Raw genomic sequence first — 19,576 nt, 5'->3', positions numbered from 1 at the left:
GGTGAAAAAATGCCGATGATACTTATTGCCGAAGATGATCAAGACATTGCTCAATTAGTAGCGATTCATCTTCAACATGAGGGATATAAGACGATTTTTGCATATGATGGACAAGCAGCTTTGGATATTGTGATGTCACAACAAATTGATCTTATTATTCTAGATATTATGATGCCGCGATTGGATGGACTTGAAGCGACACGGAAAATTAGAGAGAAATATAGTATGCCTATTATTTTTCTAAGCGCCAAAACTTCCGATATGGATAAAATTACAGGGCTCATTATGGGGGCTGATGATTATATGACCAAACCATTTAATCCAATGGAATTAGTAGCTAGAGTGAAAGCACAACTTAGGAGATATACACTACTTAATCAGAGCTTATCGGTAAAGGAATCACAACTTATTATTCAAGGTGGGTTGCAGATCGATCCATCTTCTCATATCGTTACTTTGTATGATCAAGTGATAGAGCTCACTCCGAAAGAGTTTGAAATATTGTATTTACTAGCACAAACACCGAAAAAGGTATTTAGTACTGAAAATATCTTTGTACAAGTATGGGGAGAATCATATCAGGATTCTGCTAACACTGTCATGGTGCATATTCGTACACTTCGCAAAAAGCTTGGTAAAGATAAAGATCAGTGGATTAAAACAATTTGGGGAGTGGGGTATACGTTTAATGGGTAGAGCGATAAAAAGTTTTCGAACTAAAATGCTCGTATTATTTATGCTCAGTATAGCTACTTCAGCCCTTGTTACTTATGGCGTATATCGAGGGTTACAATACTATTATCATAACTATGTATATTATGAGGACCAAATAGCATTGTGGAGAAAGTGGATATTAAAAGTTGGTGATGTTAATTTTTTTCTAATCCTATTTATTCCACTTGCGATTCTCATATTCTATTTATTAACGATACCATACTCGGGTTATTTCAAATCGATTTCTAAAGGGATTCATCATCTAGCTAATGGGGAATTTTCAGAGCAGGTCGTCATTGAAACAAGAGACGAATTTCAGAGCATTGCTGAAGATATCAATCGTGCAGGAATGAAGCTACAAGAAGCTGTAACTAGAGGCGACTTTGCTGAGAGTAGTAAAGATCAGCTGGTACTGAATTTAGCACATGATTTACGTACGCCGCTTACCTCGGTTATTGGGTACTTAGAATATATTTTACAGCATGAAGAGTTGTCCCAAGAAACGTCTACACATTATACAACGATTGCTTACACAAAATCTAAGCGTTTAGAAACGTTAATTGAACAATTATTTGAGATTACTAGAATGAACTATGGTAATCTTTCTTTGAAGAAGAAACCGATTGATCTAATCCAATTGCTCGTTCAATTGACAGAAGAATTATATCCTATTTTCGAATCACAGCAGTTGGAAGCTAGATTAGATCTTCCGACAACCGTTCTAATTCATGGTGATGGAGAACTACTTGCTCGTGTATTTGAGAATTTGCTTGCTAATGCAGCACGCTATGGAAATGATGGACAATATGTTGATATCGTTGGAAATATTTTAGATGATCATATCCAAATTATAGTTCGAAACTATGGTGATTTTATTCCACAGGAAGAGCTACCGTTTCTGTTCGATATGTTTTATAGTGGTGATCGTGCTCGTACTGAGAAAGCAGGAAGTACTGGGTTGGGCCTTTACATTGCAAAAAATATTATTGAACAGCATGGCGGTACAATTGTCGTGCAAAGTGATATAACTGCTACACAATTTACAGTAAAACTGCCAATAGGATCGGAAACTTAAGAAATACTTAAGAATTTCCGATCTTTTTTATTAAAATCTTTTCATTATGATATATGTACGTCGTAATGAAGGGAAGATAAAGATGAAGAAAGCAATTGTTGCGTCATGTATAGCTGCTGTACTTATCTATCTATTTGTTGGTTTTAAGGAACGTGAAGTCCAACTAATAGAAATTGAGAATAATGAGTTTCGCCAAGGTGGATATGATGTCTTACAGATAGATGAAAATATGAAATATGCAGGTGATCTAATTTTAGTTAACCGAGACCATAAGATGATCAATGAAGGATTAGCGGATGATATTGTGTTAGTTGTAGAAGAAATCCATGAAAAGAGTGGATTTCAAGTTGGTAGTGATGATGTAAAACTATCAAAATCAGTCGTGGTTCGTTTTCAACGAATGGTCGACCAAGCCAAGCAAGATGGGATAACAAATTTTATATTAAGTAGTGGATATAGAAATAATGCGAAGCAAGCTTCGTTATATAATGAAATGGGGCCTGCATATGCCCTGCCGGCAGGGTATAGTGAACATAATGTGGGACTATCATTGGATATAGGTTCATCAGTAGGTAAGATGGAAGATGCACCTGAGGGAAAATGGTTGAGGGAAAATGCGTCGGACTTTGGATTTATATTGCGCTACCCGGAAAATAAAATCGATGTTACGGGGATACAATATGAGCCTTGGCATTTTCGCTACGTCGGACTTCCACATAGTATCATTATGAAAGAGCATCAATGGGTTTTAGAAGAGTACTTAGATTACATAAGTGAGAACCCTGCATTTACAACAACAATTAATGGGGAAAAATATAATATTAATTATTATTCCTTTGAACATGGTCTGAAAATTAAAGTTCCTTCAAACCATTCCTACACTATATCAGGAGATAATAAGGGCGGAATTATCGTAACATCGGTTGTAGGAGGAGAATAAGTATGCTACGCAAAAGTTTATTAATACCACTTTTTATTGTGAATTTGTTCTTTCTATTAAAAATCATTCTATTCAAGTTCGGTCCAGTCTCAATGATGACATTAATTGAGCAGGCCAAAAGATCATTGGTGCGACCAGAAATCATTACTAATAGATTAGAGTGGGCTAATCTAGTGCCTTTCGATACGATATCAGCAAGTATAGGAAGTCAACAAAGCTTATCGCAATTTATGAATTTATACGGCAATATTGCTATATTTATCCCGACTGGTATTATCATTAGTTTATTGGTAAAAAAGAAGTGGTTGCTGTCGCTCATCATTTCTTTTGGAATTAGTTTATCACTAGAATGTATGCAATTATTTCTATCGATGGGTTCTTTCGATGTAGATGATCTTATTCTGAATACCTCTGGTGGGGTAATTGGAGCGGGAATTGTAGTTATTGGTAGCTATATAGTAAGGAGAGTATTTCGCTTCGGGAAAGCTCAAAAAGTAGCCTAATGAAAGCTATAGGATAAACTAGTGAGGGAGTACCAAAAATCTCAAGTCTATTCATAAGACTTGAGATTTTTGTGTTTGGCTATGTGATTCATTATCACTACACACTAGTAAAATATTACCAATTCATGATATGATAGTTTCTATGACTATATGAATTGGAGATGAGAAACTAGTGAAAAAGAGTTTATCTATTTTATTTGCATTTTTACTAATCTTCACAATCGCTTTACCTGCTCATGCAGCAAGTTCTACAAAAGCAACGGTATATTACAATGGAGAAAAGCTAGCCTTAACCGAGGCTCCATTCATTGAAAAAGGTAAAACATACATACCATTACGCAGTTATTTCGAAGAACTAGGCTATACTGTAACCTATTCGGGTAAAGCAAAGTCGATTACAGTTTCATATGATGGATTCGAATCTATTATTGATTTGAACACTAATAAAGTTTCTGAATATGGCGAAGTGGTCGTCGACAAGTTAGATATTATTAAGCGTAACAATACGACTTATGCTCCATTAAGAGAATTACAGCCTGTTACATTATTGAATATTGACTTTAATAAAGCAACTAATTCTATCTATTTAACAGATATGTATACAATTCCTGAAGAAGAAACAACCGATCCGGAATTAGCATCTCAAGGTTTTTTATGGAAAGTTGAGAATAACGGAAATGTTGTTTACTTACTAGGTTCGATTCATGTAGGAGATGAAGCATTATATCCATTGAGAACTGAAATAACAGAGGCATTTGATGCATCTGATGTTGTTGTCACTGAAGTTGATGTAACAAAACCACTAACGAAAAAAGAAGAAGAAGCTATTCAAAAGTTAATGTATTATGAAGACGGAAAAACACTTAGAGACCATGTATCTCCAGAAATATATGCGAAATTGGTAGATCTAGCTAAGAAAAAAGGATTGAATATGCAAGTGATCGACAAGACCAAAGTTTGGTTCCTTAATTTGATTCTTCAAGAGCTACTTCCAGAAGATGAGAAGATCAGTTCGGAGTATGGTATCGATATTCACTTCCTAGAGGCAGCTGCAGAACAGAAAATGCCGAATCTAGAACTTGAAACTGCTTATTTACAATATAATATGTTAAGTAGTTTCTCTGACGAATATCAAGAATCATCATTGGCAACTACGCTTCAGATGATTGAATATGCTGATCAAGGATACGATGTAAATAGTGGTTCTGATTATCTTCTTGATATTTGGAAAGCAGGAGATCTAGCCACATTAGATAGTATGGCAGAATCTATAAAAAAAGAAGAACTGGATTACTATAACGGCATGCTAACAAATCGTAATAAAGGGATGACGGAGAAAGTAATCGGATATTTGAATGGAACAGAGACAAAAACTTATTTTGTAATTGCAGGTGCACTTCATATGGCTGGACCTGATAGTATAATTAAAATGCTAGAAGCACAAGGATACAAGGTTGATAGATTATAGAATTTAAATTATAATTTAATTTATTTGCAATTTTGTATAGAGTGAGTCTACGGATTGAATGGCATAGACTATGTCGATTACTTTACCATTATGAATTAGTACAAGTGCGGGTATACTTCTAAGCTGCCATATTTCACGGAAATATGGTGTGTAATTAATATTCGCTTGATAAAGCGAATATGGAACACCTACTTCTTGTACAATTTGTAGCATTGTTAATGCAACTTTACATGTCCCGCAAAAAGGCGATGCAAATAGTATGGCGACTCTTCCAATTTCTATGGAAGCCATGTGGTGAAGCTGATCTTCTGTTAGTTCTGTAATTATTGAATTCATTAATATTCCCTCCATACAAATAAGCATAATATTTTTTGAGAAAAAATGAAACCCTTAAGAACAAGCGCCGTATAGACTGTCATGAGTCATAAAATTTCATATGCACATACCTCCAAAGGGGAGTAGCTAATACAATAAAGTCGTCATTACGAGAGAAATCTCCGGTTTTATTGGCAACGAGTGAAATTACCGTTGTTTGCAAGACCTTTGCCTATTTAGGCAAAGGTCTTTTTTGTGTGATGAGATGATATTGACGCTTGCTCAAAGGGGTTGCTCTTAAACACTCTATTCTCGAGAAAATTATTGGAAATAATTATGTAAGTACTTTTCGACGAGTGAAAGGGAATGTTAAAGAGAACAAAGGGAATTTAGAGGTTTTAGAAAATTTTAGGAGGAATACGATGGATTGGTCAATTTTTTTCGAGTATGGTTCAGTTTTACTAATTCTTGTTGCATTAGAAGGTTTATTAGCTGCTGATAATGCACTCGTACTTGCAATCATGGTAAAACATTTACCAGAAGAAGAACGAAAAAAGGCATTGTTTTACGGGTTATTTGGAGCATTAGTATTTAGATTTTTATCATTGTTTATTATTTCTTTCTTGGTCGATATATGGCAGGTTCAAGCGATCGGAGCATTGTATCTACTCTTTATCGCGCTCAACCATATTATAAGAAAATTATGGTTCCATTCTAAAGATACATCGAATGAAAAGAAAGAGAAAAAAGGCAGTGGCTTCTGGGTTACTGTATTAAAAGTTGAATTAGCGGATATCGCTTTTGCGATCGACTCAATATTAGCAGCTATTGCACTTGCTGTATCGTTACCAGCTACTACTTTACCGAAAATAGGTGGTATGGATGGTGGTCATTTCATCGTCATATTCCTTGGAGGACTTATTGGAGTAATTATTATGCGATTTGCAGCAAATATGTTTGTTAAATTACTTGAAAGTCGTCCAGGTCTTGAAATTGCCGCATTCGTTATTGTAGGTTGGGTAGGTGTTAAGCTTGCTGTTCATACATTAGCTCATGAATCTGTAGGAGTAATCTCTCATGATTTTGCAGAATCAACAGGCTGGAAGCTAACGTTCTACTTTGTACTTATTGCTATCGCTGTGGTTGGTTGGTTATTATCAAACAAAGGTAAAGTATCAGATGAAGGTACTAAACAGTCTGCTTAGATTTTATTGAAAAGTTGTAAGTTGGCAACCTATTCGAATTCGATTAAGCATTTTGTATATAGCGTTCTTAAAGAATGCCATTGTCAACACTCCCCACTCTTGCTAAAGTGAACTTATGCAAGCTAGTGAGGAGTGTTTTTTTATGTTGGAGAAACATGCACAATTATTAATACATAGCTACACTCAATGGACGGGTAAAAAGTTAATTAATGATACCCCAGATACACCATTATTGGATCAATTGAATAAGGCTAAATGCATTATTTTGTCGCACGGTACTGAGGATGATCCAATCTTAAATTATGGCAATAAACGAGCGATGCAGTTATGGGAAATGACGGAGGAACAATTTATCTCAACACCATCTAGGTTGACTGCAGAGCCATTGGAAAGATCAGAAAGAGCAAGATTTATGTCGGAAGTTACGACTAATGGATATGTAGCAGATTATACGGGCGTTCGCATTTCTAGTTCTGGGAGACGATTTTATATTAAGCAAGCAACCGTGTGGAATTTGATTGATGAAAGTGGGAAATACTGTGGTCAAGCGGCTACATTTTCTGACTACGAGTACATCGACAATGGAGATGAGATGAAATAATGAGCATTTACATTGGGCTTGGTGGATGGGGTGATCATGATTCACTCTACTCTAAAGGTGTAAGAAGTACAGATAAGTTATCGGCATATGCGAAGCATTTTGAAATTGTTGAAATTGATAGTACTTTTTATGCGATACAGTCGCCCGAAAGGATACGTCAATGGATCGCTCAAACTCCACCTCATTTCAAATTTATTGTGAAGGCCTATCAAGGTATGACGGGTCATCAACGTGGGAGTACTGGAATTGCTTCAAAGAAAGAGGAAATGTTTGCTGCATTTCTTACGATGATTCAGCCTCTCATTGAGTTGGATCGGCTATTATGTGTTTTATTTCAATATCCGCCTTGGTTTGATTGTATGACGAAGCATGTAATGGTTCTTCGTTCAACGAAGAAACTAATGGGAGATATTCCTTGTTCACTCGAATTTCGTCATCAGAGCTGGTTTAAGAGTGAGATGAGAGCAAAGACAATTCAATTTATGAAAGATGAGCAATGGATTCATAGTGTATGTGATGAACCTCAAGCTGGGGATGGAAGTATTCCGATGATTATTGAGTCTACGGATAAAATATTAACAATGGTTAGATTGCATGGTCGCAATGAGAGTGGTTGGAACGATACAGGCGACGATAAGTGGCGGGAAGTAAGGTATTTGTACGATTATAGTGAGCAACAATTAGCAGAATGGTTACCGAGGCTAGAGCAATTATCTCAAGGTAGTCAAGACGTATTTGTTATATTCAATAATAACTCGGGTGGACATGCTGCCCGTAATGCTAAGATGCTTATGATGCTTTTAGGGCAAAAACGCCCTGACGGTAAGCAACCTATGGATGCATTACCTCAGAGCGTCGAGCAGTTGGAACTATTCTAAGTCGAGGAAGTTCAAAAAGCAGACTTTGATAGCGTTGAGTATGCTAACGTAGCCTGCTCGACATCGAATATGAAGCGAACTTGGAAAGTTTAGCATAAGCTTCCGAGGTATGTTTCTTGCAGAAACATTTAAGGTTCGCGTGTACCAATAACGTACACTTGCGCTTCCGCCTTTATCAAGTAGCGCTCCATCTTCTTGGCTCTGAAAGCCTGCTTTTTGAACACGCAATAATAGATCTTTCTAATTATCTTTTCAAATTTAGCAAACTACGCTCGGTAATAAATGTTGGTGTATTGTAAAGTAGTAATACTTCATCAAATTGTTCTTGCTCCATGTATGCTTTTATTGAACCGTTATAATAACGAGGATCAACAACATGAATTTCACGAGCATGGTTAACTAGTAATGGAATAAGATTATGCGAATAAGAATCTTTAATGACAAGTAACTTGTCAATTTCAGGCTGCTTTTCTGTCTGCTCATTAATCGGTGCGTTCGTAATCGTCATTAGTGCATGAACCCCACCTAGATAATAACTGTACTGATCTTTTACTTCTAAGAATTTATCGTAGTACAAAGAATCGCTAGTCGAACCATCATCAACAATAAACAGCTGTGAGCTAAACCATGGATTAGTAAAAGCTACAATCTCATCAGGTTGTGCTCCCCAAAATTGTCCCTTAGTGTCATAGCTACCAAGGAAGTTAGTTGATACTGTAGTAGGTTGCAGTTCCTCTAAAGTAATGGGCTCGATGCCAAGACTTTTCATATACTCTGTATAAGCGTAGTACGCTCCATAGCTCGTCCAGTGGTGATCATTGCGGAAATACAGATTATTATCATCAGTTGTATGCGGTTGAAGGGCATCAATTCCATCGATGAAATTAATATCTGTGGATAAATAAGATTTGATGGTCTCATTAGTCAGTTTCTGAGAGAATGAACTGCTCCATTTCGGTAAATATTGTGGATACATTTCCACGGAAGTTGGTGCTAATAGCAGAGACATATGTGTATTTGTAAAAGCACCTTGGAATTTGTTGATGCTATCCACATATTTTTCCACATCTCCCCAAATAGGTTCTTCCATTGGTTCAAATAAGTAACCATTATCCCCATGAATAATGCCATTGTTAACGGTCATCAGGCGAGCTTGTTCAGCAATTGATTTGACCATAAACCATTGTTGGCGAAAAGGGAATTGATCAGATAGATACGTTTCCGTATCTTCTGCGAATGATTTATCTACAAGTGCTTCCCAACTGAACTCAACTTTGCTTTGCAGAGTACGATTCTCAAACTGTGAGAAAGTACCTTTAGGTGAGACGATGAACAGAAGTAATAATCCACCTAGCATCACCATAAATCCAATAATATACAATTTGGCATTCCATTTGTTAGTCATCGTTGTAACTCCTTAAACTTTTCTTACTTGAAGTAAAATGTCAGTGCGAAGAAAAGTAATTCGAAAGAATAGGCAAACTTGTTGTGTCGTTAAGCTACGTAAGCATAGTCATCGTTATCAAAGTCCGCTTTTTGAACATTCTCTTAGAAACGGAAGTATAGGAATGGATTAAAACTCGCATCCACCAAATACGCTATCGATACGAACATCAATAACATATGAATCGCCCAGACAATAATTAGGCCACTAGTTGATTTAGTGAATCGATTCCACCATTTAAATTTTGGTGAAATGGATACGATTACGAGTATGGCTAGCAACACAAAGTAATTTCTAAGTTGGAATAATAGTTCATCACTAATCCATATTGAACCTTCATGTAAGCCAAGCATTGACATGATATATTGACCCATGACGGTCATATCTTCAAATACGAATAATACCCATCCACACAGTATTAAAATAATGGCGTAACTATGTTGTAACCATCTCGGAGAACGAGTTAACCATTTCAGGAGGAATAACTTCTCACATATAAGTATGATTCCGAAATAGATACCCCATAATGCGAAGTTCCAGCTGGCTCCATGCCAAATTCCTGTGAGTGCCCAGACAATCATAATATTTCTTAATTGCTTCCAAAGCCCTTGTCGATTTCCACCGAGTGGAATATATACGTAATCTCTGAACCAGCTACTAAGTGAAATATGCCATCTTCTCCAAAAGTCTGTAATACTTCTAGCAAGATAAGGCAGATTAAAGTTTTCGTTGAATCGGAAACCAAACATAAGTCCAAGCCCAATTGCCATATCCGAGTAACCACTGAAATCGAAGTAGATCTGGAATGCAAATGCAATAATACCGAGCCAAGCTAGCCAGATTGACATGGTGTCCATTGGCTGAGACTGAATATGATCCCAAAGCAAACCAATATTATTGGCTAGAAGTACTTTTTTGGCAAGTCCACGTATAAAGCGTTGAATGCCTTCTGCAAATTCCGATTCCTTAAATTTACGATGGTTCAGTTGCGCTGCAATGGTACTATATTGAACAATAGGGCCAGCGACTAATTGTGGGAACAGCGCAATATAGGTTGCAAATGGCACCCAATGTTGTTGTGGTTCAACTTTACGTCGATATACATCAACGATGTATGAAATCGATTGGAACGTGTAGAACGAAATACCGATTGGTAATGGTAAGTCTAAATCAGCAATATTTGTTCCTAGTACATTATTCAAATTATCGATTAGAAAACCAGCATATTTGAAGAAAAATAAGACAGCTAAGTTAATGGCTATAGAAATAATGAGCATGGTTTTACGCGATCGCTCACCACGCTGCGTATTTCCAATCCATTTACCTAACCAAAAATCAGTTGTCGTAGATACTAGCAGTAGGACGATATAGATCGGTTCGCCCCATGCGTAGAAAATGAAAGAGCTGATAAGAAGAATCCAATTTCGAAACTTCGGTGGGCTAATATAATACAGTAATAGAACGGTTGGAAGAAAGAAAACAATAAATAATAAGCTGCTAAAAACCATAAGTAGTCCCCTGTTATGTTAGAATAGTGTAGAGTTATATGAATTAAACGATAGGAACAAGCATAATGTTGCAATAATATCATCTTGTAATTTATACCTGATTCGATTGCCAGTATTTGAATTATAAGTTATTGTACAAATTGAACATTCATTTTTCGGGCAAACGATGGTAAAATGCAATTAATAGTTATGTACGAAAGTGCAATAGAGTACTTATGCTCTCGATGCTACTTATCTTTTTAATGAAGTCAAATCGAGAGCTAAAAGAATATTTCTAGCTTACGCTTCCAGAGTAACTATTCATTCTGAAGTTATGTTGTGAAGCTAATGAGAAGTTTTAGGGTATGCTTCCGATGCAACTTTTTATACACGAGAAGCACATCACGAAGCTAAAAAGTTTTAGGAGGAAGAATAATGGAGTACATTAGTACAAGAGGAAAAGTTGGTAGTATTGGTTTTGTCGATGCATTCATGATGGGTCTTGCTAATGATGGTGGCTTACTAATCCCGAAGGAAATTCCAACTTTCTCTGAAGATACATTACAGGCTTGGAGCAAGCTTAGCTATACAGAGCTAGTGCTTGAAATTTTCTCTCATTTCACGAATGATGAAATTCCTGCAGATGATTTGAAGGAACTAGTAACTGCAAGTTACAGCACATTCCGTCATCCAGAAGTAACACCAGTGAAAAAGCTAACTGATGAGCTATATTTATTGGAGTTATTCCACGGACCTACATTTGCGTTTAAAGATATTGCGTTACAATTTATGGGTCAATTCTATTCCTATGTTGCCAAAAAGAAAGGTGATAAAATTCATATTCTTGGCGCGACATCAGGTGATACAGGTGCATCAGCAATTGAAGGTGTACGTGGTAAAGAAGGCATTAAAATTTGTATTCTACATCCACATGGAAAAGTAAGTAAAGTACAAGAATTGCAAATGACAACGGTGCAAGAAGATAATGTATTGAATCTTTCCGTTGATGGTAATTTTGATGATTGCCAACGAATCATTAAAGAGCTATTTGCCGATCTTGATTTCAAAGCTGAAAATCAACTTGCTGCGATTAATTCTATTAACTTTGTACGTATTCTTGCTCAAACTGTGTATTATTTCTACGCTTACTTCCAAGTTTCCAAAGATACAGGTTCTGTAAAAGTAAACTTCAGTGTACCAACTGGTAACTTTGGAGATATATTTGCCGGTTATTTAGCTAAGCGTATGGGGCTACCTATTAATAAATTGATCTTAGCTACAAATGAGAACAATATTTTAGAACGCTTTATTAATGAAGGTGTGTATATGCCTGGTGATTTCCGTATGACACATAGTCCTTCTATGGATATTCAAGTGGCAAGCAACTTTGAGCGTTACTTGTATTATGTACTTGGAGAAGATGCTGAGCTTATTACTTCAATTATGGAGCAATTCAAAATTGAAGGTGAAATTTCAATTTCTGCGGAAGCACTTGCTAAGGTACAAGCTGAATTTGCCGCTCACGGTGTGCTAGGTGCGGAATGTCTAGCTACTATATCTAATTATAAGGAAGAGACAAACTACTTGTTAGATCCGCATAGTGCATGTGGTGTTGCAGCTGCGAATCAATGTGCTGGTGAAGGTGAGATTACAATTTCTCTTGCTACTGCACATCCTGGTAAATTTAATGAAGCTATTGAATTATGTGGAATTGAACAACAATATCCAGAACAAATTCAAGCGCTATTCAATAAATCGCAACGTCAAACACGCATTGCCGGTGATAAAGCGGCGATTGCTACTGCGATTGAACAATTCTATCGTGCATAATCATTATGAATAGGTATGAGCTATTGTCTTGCATGTTGTAACGATGCAAGACTGTAGCTTTTTTACTGTTTTCTGGTGGGAGGGTTTGACCGCTGCGATGACCAATCGTTGTTTTATCGCTTTTCCACAGTGATTAGTCCTCTCCGTTGCTAATTGGATGAGGAAAAAATCTGTAATTATACAAAAACAGGGAAAATATTCATAGTAAAAGACTAGGAATAATGTGGGAAACAGAGTATAATATTTGTTAGATGCTTGTCAGTCAGAATGTAATCATATTATTTGTATAACAAATATACTTCCGGTATTTCATTATCTTTTATAAAGGTGAAGGGTATCGAGAAGAAAATAAAATTTAAGGAGTTAAAAAACATGTCTAAAACTTTAATTTTCGGTCACAAAAATCCTGATACGGATACAATTACTTCAGCATTAGTATATGCTGACTTAAAAACTAAACTAGGTGCAGATGTTGAAGCTGTTCGTCTAGGCGACGTTAATGGTGAAACGCAATATGCATTGAACTATTTTGGAGTAGAAGCTCCTCGTTATGTAGCAACTGTTGCTAATGAAGTAAGTGACGTTATTCTTGTTGACCACAATGAGCGTCAACAAAGTGCTGATGATATCGATCAAGTACGTGTTGTAGAAGTTATCGATCATCACCGTATTGCAAACTTTGAGACTAGTGCTCCTCTATATTTCCGTGCTGAGCCAGTTGGCTGTACTGCTACAATTCTTAATAAGCTTCACAAAGAAAACGGTGTAGAAGTAACGAAAGAAGTTGCTGGTCTTATGTTATCAGCTATTATTTCTGATTCTCTACTATTCAAATCTCCAACTTGCACAGAGCAAGATGTTGCAGCAGCTAATGAGCTTGCAGCTATAGCTGGTGTTGACCCACAAGTTTATGGACTTGAGATGCTTAAAGCAGGTGCAGACCTAAGTGACAAAACAATTGAACAATTAATTTCCCTAGATGCTAAAGAGTTCTCTATGGGTAACTATAAAGTAGAAATTGCACAAGTAAATGCTGTAGATACGAATGATGTTCTATCTCGCCAAGCTGAACTTGAGCCAGCTCTACAAGCGATTATCGATGCAAAAGGACTTGATCTGTTCTTACTAGTTACAACTGATATTCTTAACAACGATTCAGTTGCACTAGCTTTAGGAAATCAAGCTTCTGCAGTAGAAAAAGCTTATAACGTAACACTTGATAACAACACTGCATTGTTAAAAGGTGTTGTATCTCGTAAATCTCAAATCGTTCCAGTATTAACTGAGACATTGAGTGCACTTTAAGATAAACGAATGTTGAACTGTATATTTTTAAGTATGTAGTTTTTATAAAAGGAGCATTTCTCAATCATAGAGAAGGTGCTCCTTTTTCGTAATAGTAAAGAGATGAAACCAATAGGTTGAATTATATTATAATTTCAGCTTAAATTTTTTCTTAGTTAATGGATACAGCCAACGTACACCAGCAGGTGTTAACATGTCGGCGATAATATGCGATAGATAGCCAAGTATTGACGTTAAGCCAAGACCCTCAATGGCTAGTTGTTGCTCTAATCCATAGCCAATTAGTCCCCATAAAGGTACAATCCAAATCGTATGAGTGAGTCCACGATGTTTGAGCCAAGGAGCAATTACAATAAATACGCCAAGACCGATAAGCCAATACCAACTTTCTGAAAATCCATATACTCCAAGTCCAACACCGATAATGCTTACTAATGCATTACGCATAGCACTGCGATTAACGATAAGACCAATAAGGATAGCAGCAACTGATGCTCCAATCCATAAGGGTGAGAAGGAAGACGTAGTTAGCCATAAATAAAGAGAGAAAGCTAATCCAGCAATACCACCAATAAGAGTGAACTGATGAAGATTACGACTAACCTTTGTTAATTTTCTTGTGAGGATACTAGGACCATCAAGATCAGCTGCTAGTGCTGAAAAACTTGCTACCCCAATATATGCCACGATGGATTCTAGTTGCTGAGCCGGTGAAAAGTACAATGTACAAGCCGCTCCAATGGTAGCTCCAATCGCCAAATGTGTTTTTCCGTTCATAAAACCTCCTGAAGTAGAATCTAGTTGTAGTTGTGTGGGTGAGAAGTGCAACGAAGCGTCACAAAGATGAACCAAGAAGTGCAACGAAGCGTCACAAAGATGAACCAAGTGAGCGTGCTCACTTGTCATCACCAAGAAATGCAACGAAGTAACACAAGCAAGCTGTCTTAAGTAAGCATGCTCGCTTGTCAGCACCAAGAAGATGGCATGAAGCTAGTGAAGCGAAGCGCGGAATGTACGTAGTGGGTACATGAGCACTGGAGCAAGCGATGAATGCCATCTTCGCTGTCGAGTCCACTACGAAGCAACTCATCGTGATCACAAGCGAGCCTACAAGTGAGACTTGTTGACTTGTTCATTCCGCACCATCTGCTCCAACTTTTCGATCAACTCTTGTTGCATTGCTTGCTTTTTCTTGCGATTGAACCAACCAAAGCGTGTCTTGCTCTTCAATAATTGCAGTAGAAATTGCTTTTCTTGAAGTGTAAACATGGTAGTACTCCTTTCATGACGCACTTTTCCTCATAAAATCAATATTCAGAAAGCAGGCTTTCCCAAGTTCGCTTCATTTTCGATGCCGAAAGCACTACAAAGCCTGTGAACGTCATCATAGTCTGCGTTTTGAACTTCCTTCACTAATAGTAACATATCATACCCTTGAAACTCGATATTGCCACAACTCGTTATTAGTGAGCAGAATAAATTTCGACTTATCCATTAGGTGATCAATTAGCCTTTGTTATGGAATGGATATGATGAAAAAGATCGTAATATTAATTTATTTAGTATGATTTTAGCTAGCTAAACTATTTAATACAAGTTTTCATTTGCCGTTTCATGATACTAGTTATAGAATTAGTAGAATGTTAGTAGTAGAGGGGCAACTAGAGTATGTGGTTAATGTATGCATTGTTTGCAGCGCTAGCTTTTGGATTACGTGGCATATTATATCATAAGACAAGCACAATGCTACTTGATAGAAATTTAATGTTATGTGGTGTCTTTGCTTCGGGTATGATTATTAACGGTACAATTATTTTGGCGACGGGTGCAACATGGTCAATGTCGAGCTTAGTTGGGATACAGATGGGATTATTCTCATTTGCTGCTAGTGCATGTATGTATAAAGGATTTGCAGTAGGTAAAGCTTCTATTGTTGCCATACTTACCGCATTACCATCCGTAGTCGTTGTAATAGCTGCTTACCTACTTTGGGATGAGACTTTACATACGATGCAATTATTAGCATTTCTTGTATTGCTCATCGGAATATTAACAATTCGGTATTCTTCTGATATTTCTCTATCGAATTTGCAAGGAGCACAATGGGGTTTATTGGCGATGTTATTTTTTGCAGGAAATGATCTTTCAGGCAAATGGTCAACAATGCTCCAATCAGAGAGATATCCTACATTGTTGATGATGTTTACTACTGGTACAGTCTGTTTTGGCATTTGGTGGCTTATCGAACAACGTGGGAAAAAGAATTCGGTTAGTACGGTTCAACCGGATCCGACGATAAAAGTATTCAGCAATAAATCAACTTTCGGCATAGGTCTAGCGGTCGGGATAACAAATGTGGTTGGCATGATGCTTATCCTTCAAGCATTCCAATTAGGTAAGACTGGACTCGTATCAGCAGTAATCGCGTTAAATGTTGTCATCATTCTTCTCTATACAAGGTTTGTTGTACGGGAACCATTCACTAAGTTTGAAGTCGTTGGGATGATACTTGCTGTTTGTGGCATATTGCTGATTCATTTATTCCGGTGATATAATGAAAAGGAAAGTGTTTTAGTACTAAATTAATTAGCTTCCGAAGTAATTTTTCGTTAGCAAAGTAGTTCATCAAGAAGTAAACAAAAAGTTAGCTTATGCTTGCGAAGTAACTTTTCGTTAGCAAAGTAGTTCATCAAGAAGTAAACAAAAAGTTTTAGGAGGAGACAGACATGAGTTTGAACCATATTAAAGAGATAGAAGTACAGAACGTTACATCTTACAATGAGGAAGCATTGGCTATCCGTCAACCAAAGCATGAGGTAAGTCCATTATTCATTAATCGTTGGTCCACACGAGCTTTTGAACCATATGAGATTTCTGAGGAAGAAATGAATACGATTCTTGAAGCAGCTAGCTATGCACCTTCAGCTAATAATTTTCAACCGTGGCGTTTCTTTGTAGCTACAACTGCAGAACAAAAAGCTTTATTCGAGCAATTTATTTTGCCTCGTAATGCAGTGTGGTCACATAAAGCGTCTGCTTATATTTTACTTGCAGGGGATACTTCTTTACCTGAAGGTAAAACAAACAATAATCATGCATTTGATTCTGGTGCTGCATGGGCATCTATTGCGTTTCAAGCGAAGATGCTAGGACTTTCTACAAGAGCGATGGGTGGATATGATCGCGAACAAGCGAAGCAATTGTTAGCGATGCCTGAGAATTTCGTCCCTCATGTTGTTATTGCAATCGGTAAGCCTGGTTCTATTGATCAACTAGATGAATCATTCCATAAAGTGAATGGTCCAACTCCGAGAAAATCATTAGACGAATTGGTTATTTCGTATAATGTAGAATAGGAATACTATAGTAATGAGTATTTTTCTTCATATTTTATTAGAAAACGTAATGCCTATGTCAATAATGATTGCCATAGGCATTACGCTTGAGAAAATCTTTCATCTAGATATTAAGACGCTTTCCAAACTTAACTTTTATTTGTTCTCACCAGCTATTATTTTTGCATTAGTATACGAAACCGCCATCTCGGTTAGCATTATCGGAAAAGTATTACTATTTTTTGTCATTTTTATGATATTACAATATATCGTTGTTGAGATTGTTATGCGTCTTCGTGGTTACAGTCCAACGATGAAAAGTGCGATGAAAAATAGTGTGTTATTTTATAACAGTGCAAATTATGGCATACCATTGAATCAACTAGCGTTTGCCGGTAATAAAGAAACGTTAGGGATTCAAGTTATTATTATGATGATGCAGTCGTTAATTCCGAATACCTATGGCGTATACAGTGTAAATGCGCACAAGACTAGTATGAAGGAAGTATGGAAGACGATTCTTTCTATGCCTGTCATCTATGTTATACCGCTGGCATTTATAATGAGAGGGTTTGAAATTCCTATTCCAGCTCCCATCCAAACACCGATCGATTATATTACTGATGCCTTTATCGGTACGGCATTATTAACGCTTGGTGTTCAACTTGGACAAATGGAATGGAAAATTTCCAAATCACTTGCAATAGATGTATCGATCGCTGGTATACTTCGCTTAATAGGTGGCCCAGTATTAGCATGGTTAGTTGTAAGTGTAATGAATCTTGATCCATTAACATCTGCAGCTTTAATCGTTTCTTCTGCAGTGCCTACTTCGTTAAGCAGTGTATTACTCGCAGTTGAATTCGATAATGAGAAGGAATTTGCGTCACAAGCAGTATTTATTTCTACATTAATTAGTATATTTACCGTTACAGCAGTTATTTTTATGCTTAATATTAATGCATAGAAGAGGAAGTTCGAATAGCCAGCGTCAGTCGATATTAATCGGCTAACGCTGGCTAGTTCTGTTTTACTCAAACGTGTTATTTCGAATATTCAATGGTAAGAGCGACTCCGTTATTATATGCAAATAAATTAATAGTATATTTCATACCATTCTTTAGTTCAGATGCAGTAAAAGCTACATCATCTAACCAAAGTGCAGTCTCGTATTTTTCATAGCTATCTACACCATACACATTAGAATAGACTTGTTCATCTGAAGGAACTCCCCAGATCTCGTTAAATTTAAGATTAGAACGGTGTAATGATTTGTATCTTTTCAATTCGTAGAGGTAATCGTCAATTGCAGTATCAAATTCGCCGTATTCATATGTTGATAAATAAGTAATTTTAGTTAGTTTCATATTTTTATAAGTATACATTGCATCAGCATATGATCCGTTTTCCAGATAAGTTTCGTAATACTGTCTGTAAGATCCATTGACAGTATCTCCATAATTGTAGGAATCTTTAAGTCTTGATTTTACGACATCTGCTTCTGTTCCCCACGCTACAGGCAAATATATATCCCCATTAAGCGGAGAATATGTACTTCCGAATTTCAAATAGTTAGTCAAGTTGTTTTGGGCTTTGATCTGGTCTTGGGTAGAACCGACAGTATACGAGCTATCTGCGTTATAATCGAGAAGTTCTTTAATCATCGCATCATTCTCATGATATGCTGCCCATAATAGAGGTGTCCAGTTGGTTGCTGTTCTTGCATCAACGTTTGCACCGTTTGACAACAAAAGTTTGACTGCATCTAATGAGTTACCGCTTGCTGCAGCGATTAACGGCGTTTGGCCGTTGTACGTTTGCTCGATCGTTTTCCCTTTTTTCAGCCAAGCACTTAATGATGCTGTATCGTTATAATAAGCAGCTTTGTTGAATTTGATATCTTCATTGAACAAAATATCAATATGACGTTTCTTATTATCCCAATAAACGACTGCCCCACTAGCTTCTGCCACAAAGCGAAGTGGAACCATAGTTGATCCATTAATGACTGAAGGCGCTTGAGCCAAACTTACTGTCTTACCGTTAACTTTAGCAGATTTAGAACCCATCACTAACTCCACTTTCAAAGTATCATTTGATCCTGTAGCTGTTTGTGTTGCTTGATTCCAACCTACTTTTAATTGTAAAGCTTCAAAAATTGCACGGAATGGCACTAAAGTCGTACCATCTTTCATAATTGGATCATTTGAAAAGTTCACTTTGGTTCCATCGATAACAGCAGTAATTGCATTGGTTGCTGCGGAAGCGTCTTTTGTTACCGGAAAAGATATTGCCAATACAACAACTAATAATGCCATTACCAATTTTTTGAAATGATTGATTCTCTTCATTTTGTCCTCCTGTATATTAGTGTCAGACGTTAAATCTCTTCCTACACCAATATCCCCCAATGATATAAATACTTCATATAAATACTTCATATAAATATACCAAAACATTCCAAGTTTTAATAGTA

Annotated in this window: 19 protein-coding genes; 13 read left to right on the top strand and 6 right to left on the bottom strand. The window is 36.8% G+C overall.

Translation table 11 applies throughout. The features are described 5' to 3' along the window. Window positions 1-9 precede the first annotated feature (9 nt). From NAG76_01400 to NAG76_01380, 5 genes are all read left to right on the top strand, one after another. The gene (locus tag NAG76_01400; GenBank protein ID URN94942.1) at window positions 10-696 is read left to right on the top strand and encodes a response regulator transcription factor; all 687 of its coding nucleotides are present in this window, start codon (window positions 10-12) and stop codon (window positions 694-696) included. Then, window positions 689-1,789 carry a HAMP domain-containing histidine kinase gene (locus NAG76_01395; GenBank protein ID URN94941.1) on the top strand — a complete coding sequence of 367 codons (1,101 nt, stop codon included), beginning with the start codon at window positions 689-691 and terminating at the stop codon, window positions 1,787-1,789. The genes NAG76_01400 and NAG76_01395 overlap by 8 nt, the downstream gene beginning before the upstream one ends. Window positions 1,790-1,871: 82 nt before the next feature. Beyond that, the gene (locus NAG76_01390; GenBank protein ID URN94940.1) at window positions 1,872-2,729 is read left to right on the top strand and encodes a M15 family metallopeptidase; all 858 of its coding nucleotides are present in this window, start codon (window positions 1,872-1,874) and stop codon (window positions 2,727-2,729) included. A gap of 2 nt (window positions 2,730-2,731) precedes the next feature. Next, complete coding sequence (locus NAG76_01385; protein ID URN94939.1) at window positions 2,732-3,232, top strand: VanZ family protein; 501 nt, start codon at window positions 2,732-2,734, stop codon at window positions 3,230-3,232. Between the two features lie 172 nt (window positions 3,233-3,404). Further along, a complete protein-coding gene (locus NAG76_01380) occupies window positions 3,405-4,700 on the top strand; it encodes a TraB/GumN family protein (protein ID URN94938.1) in 1,296 nt (431 codons plus the stop codon). Window positions 4,701-4,715: 15 nt separating this feature from the next. Here NAG76_01380 and NAG76_01375 read toward each other — a convergent pair whose 3' ends face one another. After that, window positions 4,716-5,036, bottom strand: a complete 321-nt coding sequence (locus NAG76_01375; GenBank protein ID URN94937.1) for a thioredoxin family protein — start codon at window positions 5,034-5,036, stop codon at window positions 4,716-4,718. A gap of 401 nt (window positions 5,037-5,437) precedes the next feature. On the opposite strand from NAG76_01375, the gene NAG76_01370 reads away from it, so the two are divergent. The 3 genes from NAG76_01370 (at window position 5,438) to NAG76_01360 (ending at window position 7,699) form a co-directional block, all read left to right on the top strand. Then, window positions 5,438-6,220: a TerC family protein gene (locus NAG76_01370; protein URN94936.1), complete on the top strand. Its 783-nt coding sequence runs from the start codon at window positions 5,438-5,440 to the stop codon at window positions 6,218-6,220. A gap of 142 nt (window positions 6,221-6,362) precedes the next feature. Further along, the gene (locus tag NAG76_01365) at window positions 6,363-6,821 is read left to right on the top strand and encodes an MEKHLA domain-containing protein (GenBank protein URN94935.1); all 459 of its coding nucleotides are present in this window, start codon (window positions 6,363-6,365) and stop codon (window positions 6,819-6,821) included. After that, window positions 6,821-7,699 carry a DUF72 domain-containing protein gene (locus tag NAG76_01360; GenBank protein ID URN94934.1) on the top strand — a complete coding sequence of 293 codons (879 nt, stop codon included), beginning with the start codon at window positions 6,821-6,823 and terminating at the stop codon, window positions 7,697-7,699. Before NAG76_01365 ends, NAG76_01360 begins: the two co-directional genes overlap by 1 nt. A gap of 244 nt (window positions 7,700-7,943) precedes the next feature. On the opposite strand, the gene NAG76_01355 is transcribed toward NAG76_01360, so the two are convergent. Both NAG76_01355 and NAG76_01350 read right to left on the bottom strand, forming a co-directional pair. Next, window positions 7,944-9,104 carry a DHHW family protein gene (locus NAG76_01355; GenBank protein ID URN94933.1) on the bottom strand — a complete coding sequence of 387 codons (1,161 nt, stop codon included), beginning with the start codon at window positions 9,102-9,104 and terminating at the stop codon, window positions 7,944-7,946. A 143-nt stretch (window positions 9,105-9,247) separates the two neighbouring features. Then, window positions 9,248-10,651: an MBOAT family protein gene (locus tag NAG76_01350; protein ID URN94932.1), complete on the bottom strand. Its 1,404-nt coding sequence runs from the start codon at window positions 10,649-10,651 to the stop codon at window positions 9,248-9,250. 414 nt (window positions 10,652-11,065) lie between these two features. Here NAG76_01350 and thrC point away from each other — a divergent pair, with 414 nt between their 5' ends. Beyond that, window positions 11,066-12,460, top strand: coding sequence for a threonine synthase (gene thrC / locus NAG76_01345; GenBank protein ID URN94931.1), 1,395 nt, complete (start codon window positions 11,066-11,068; stop codon window positions 12,458-12,460). A gap of 372 nt (window positions 12,461-12,832) precedes the next feature. Beyond that, entirely contained in the window at window positions 12,833-13,765 is a 933-nt protein-coding gene (locus tag NAG76_01340; GenBank protein ID URN94930.1) for a manganese-dependent inorganic pyrophosphatase, read from the top strand. A 126-nt stretch (window positions 13,766-13,891) separates the two neighbouring features. On the opposite strand, the gene NAG76_01335 is transcribed toward NAG76_01340, so the two are convergent. Both NAG76_01335 and NAG76_01330 read right to left on the bottom strand, forming a co-directional pair. Then, window positions 13,892-14,542: a metal-dependent hydrolase gene (locus NAG76_01335; protein URN94929.1), complete on the bottom strand. Its 651-nt coding sequence runs from the start codon at window positions 14,540-14,542 to the stop codon at window positions 13,892-13,894. A 330-nt stretch (window positions 14,543-14,872) separates the two neighbouring features. Further along, window positions 14,873-15,034 (bottom strand): hypothetical protein, encoded by a 162-nt coding sequence (locus tag NAG76_01330; protein ID URN94928.1) that lies wholly within the window; start codon window positions 15,032-15,034, stop codon window positions 14,873-14,875. A 399-nt stretch (window positions 15,035-15,433) separates the two neighbouring features. Here NAG76_01330 and NAG76_01325 point away from each other — a divergent pair, with 399 nt between their 5' ends. The 3 genes from NAG76_01325 to NAG76_01315 all read left to right on the top strand — a co-directional run bounded on the left by NAG76_01325 (window position 15,434) and on the right by NAG76_01315 (window position 18,067). Continuing rightward, window positions 15,434-16,315, top strand: coding sequence for an EamA family transporter (locus NAG76_01325; GenBank protein URN94927.1), 882 nt, complete (start codon window positions 15,434-15,436; stop codon window positions 16,313-16,315). A gap of 176 nt (window positions 16,316-16,491) precedes the next feature. Further along, a complete protein-coding gene (locus NAG76_01320) occupies window positions 16,492-17,121 on the top strand; it encodes a nitroreductase family protein (protein ID URN94926.1) in 630 nt (209 codons plus the stop codon). Window positions 17,122-17,134: 13 nt separating this feature from the next. Then, the gene (locus NAG76_01315; GenBank protein URN94925.1) at window positions 17,135-18,067 is read left to right on the top strand and encodes an AEC family transporter; all 933 of its coding nucleotides are present in this window, start codon (window positions 17,135-17,137) and stop codon (window positions 18,065-18,067) included. Between the two features lie 76 nt (window positions 18,068-18,143). On the opposite strand, the gene NAG76_01310 is transcribed toward NAG76_01315, so the two are convergent. Beyond that, entirely contained in the window at window positions 18,144-19,451 is a 1,308-nt protein-coding gene (locus NAG76_01310; GenBank protein URN94924.1) for a stalk domain-containing protein, read from the bottom strand. Between the last annotated feature and the right edge of the window lie 125 nt (window positions 19,452-19,576).

Source organism: Candidatus Pristimantibacillus lignocellulolyticus (assembly GCA_023639215.1).
Lineage (GTDB): Bacteria > Bacillota > Bacilli > Paenibacillales > Paenibacillaceae > Pristimantibacillus > Pristimantibacillus lignocellulolyticus.
Note: the sequence above shows the minus strand (reverse complement) of the source record. Positions and strands in the feature narration are given on the sequence as shown.

What these genes read in the sequence shown, in the direction of transcription:
- NAG76_01400 (URN94942.1), top strand. Translation starts at nt 10, where the DNA reads ATGCCGATGATACTTATTGCCGAAGATGATCAAGACATTGCTCAATTA.
- NAG76_01395 (URN94941.1), top strand. Translation starts at nt 689, where the DNA reads ATGGGTAGAGCGATAAAAAGTTTTCGAACTAAAATGCTCGTATTATTT.
- NAG76_01390 (URN94940.1), top strand. Translation starts at nt 1,872, where the DNA reads ATGAAGAAAGCAATTGTTGCGTCATGTATAGCTGCTGTACTTATCTAT.
- NAG76_01385 (URN94939.1), top strand. Translation starts at nt 2,732, where the DNA reads ATGCTACGCAAAAGTTTATTAATACCACTTTTTATTGTGAATTTGTTC.
- NAG76_01375 (URN94937.1), bottom strand. Translation starts at nt 5,036, where the DNA reads ATGAATTCAATAATTACAGAACTAACAGAAGATCAGCTTCACCACATG.
- NAG76_01370 (URN94936.1), top strand. Translation starts at nt 5,438, where the DNA reads ATGGATTGGTCAATTTTTTTCGAGTATGGTTCAGTTTTACTAATTCTT.
- NAG76_01365 (URN94935.1), top strand. Translation starts at nt 6,363, where the DNA reads ATGTTGGAGAAACATGCACAATTATTAATACATAGCTACACTCAATGG.
- NAG76_01360 (URN94934.1), top strand. Translation starts at nt 6,821, where the DNA reads ATGAGCATTTACATTGGGCTTGGTGGATGGGGTGATCATGATTCACTC.
- NAG76_01355 (URN94933.1), bottom strand. Translation starts at nt 9,104, where the DNA reads ATGACTAACAAATGGAATGCCAAATTGTATATTATTGGATTTATGGTG.
- NAG76_01350 (URN94932.1), bottom strand. Translation starts at nt 10,651, where the DNA reads ATGGTTTTTAGCAGCTTATTATTTATTGTTTTCTTTCTTCCAACCGTT.
- thrC (URN94931.1), top strand. Translation starts at nt 11,066, where the DNA reads ATGGAGTACATTAGTACAAGAGGAAAAGTTGGTAGTATTGGTTTTGTC.
- NAG76_01340 (URN94930.1), top strand. Translation starts at nt 12,833, where the DNA reads ATGTCTAAAACTTTAATTTTCGGTCACAAAAATCCTGATACGGATACA.
- NAG76_01335 (URN94929.1), bottom strand. Translation starts at nt 14,542, where the DNA reads ATGAACGGAAAAACACATTTGGCGATTGGAGCTACCATTGGAGCGGCT.
- NAG76_01330 (URN94928.1), bottom strand. Translation starts at nt 15,034, where the DNA reads ATGTTTACACTTCAAGAAAAGCAATTTCTACTGCAATTATTGAAGAGC.
- NAG76_01325 (URN94927.1), top strand. Translation starts at nt 15,434, where the DNA reads ATGTGGTTAATGTATGCATTGTTTGCAGCGCTAGCTTTTGGATTACGT.
- NAG76_01320 (URN94926.1), top strand. Translation starts at nt 16,492, where the DNA reads ATGAGTTTGAACCATATTAAAGAGATAGAAGTACAGAACGTTACATCT.
- NAG76_01315 (URN94925.1), top strand. Translation starts at nt 17,135, where the DNA reads ATGAGTATTTTTCTTCATATTTTATTAGAAAACGTAATGCCTATGTCA.
- NAG76_01310 (URN94924.1), bottom strand. Translation starts at nt 19,451, where the DNA reads ATGAAGAGAATCAATCATTTCAAAAAATTGGTAATGGCATTATTAGTT.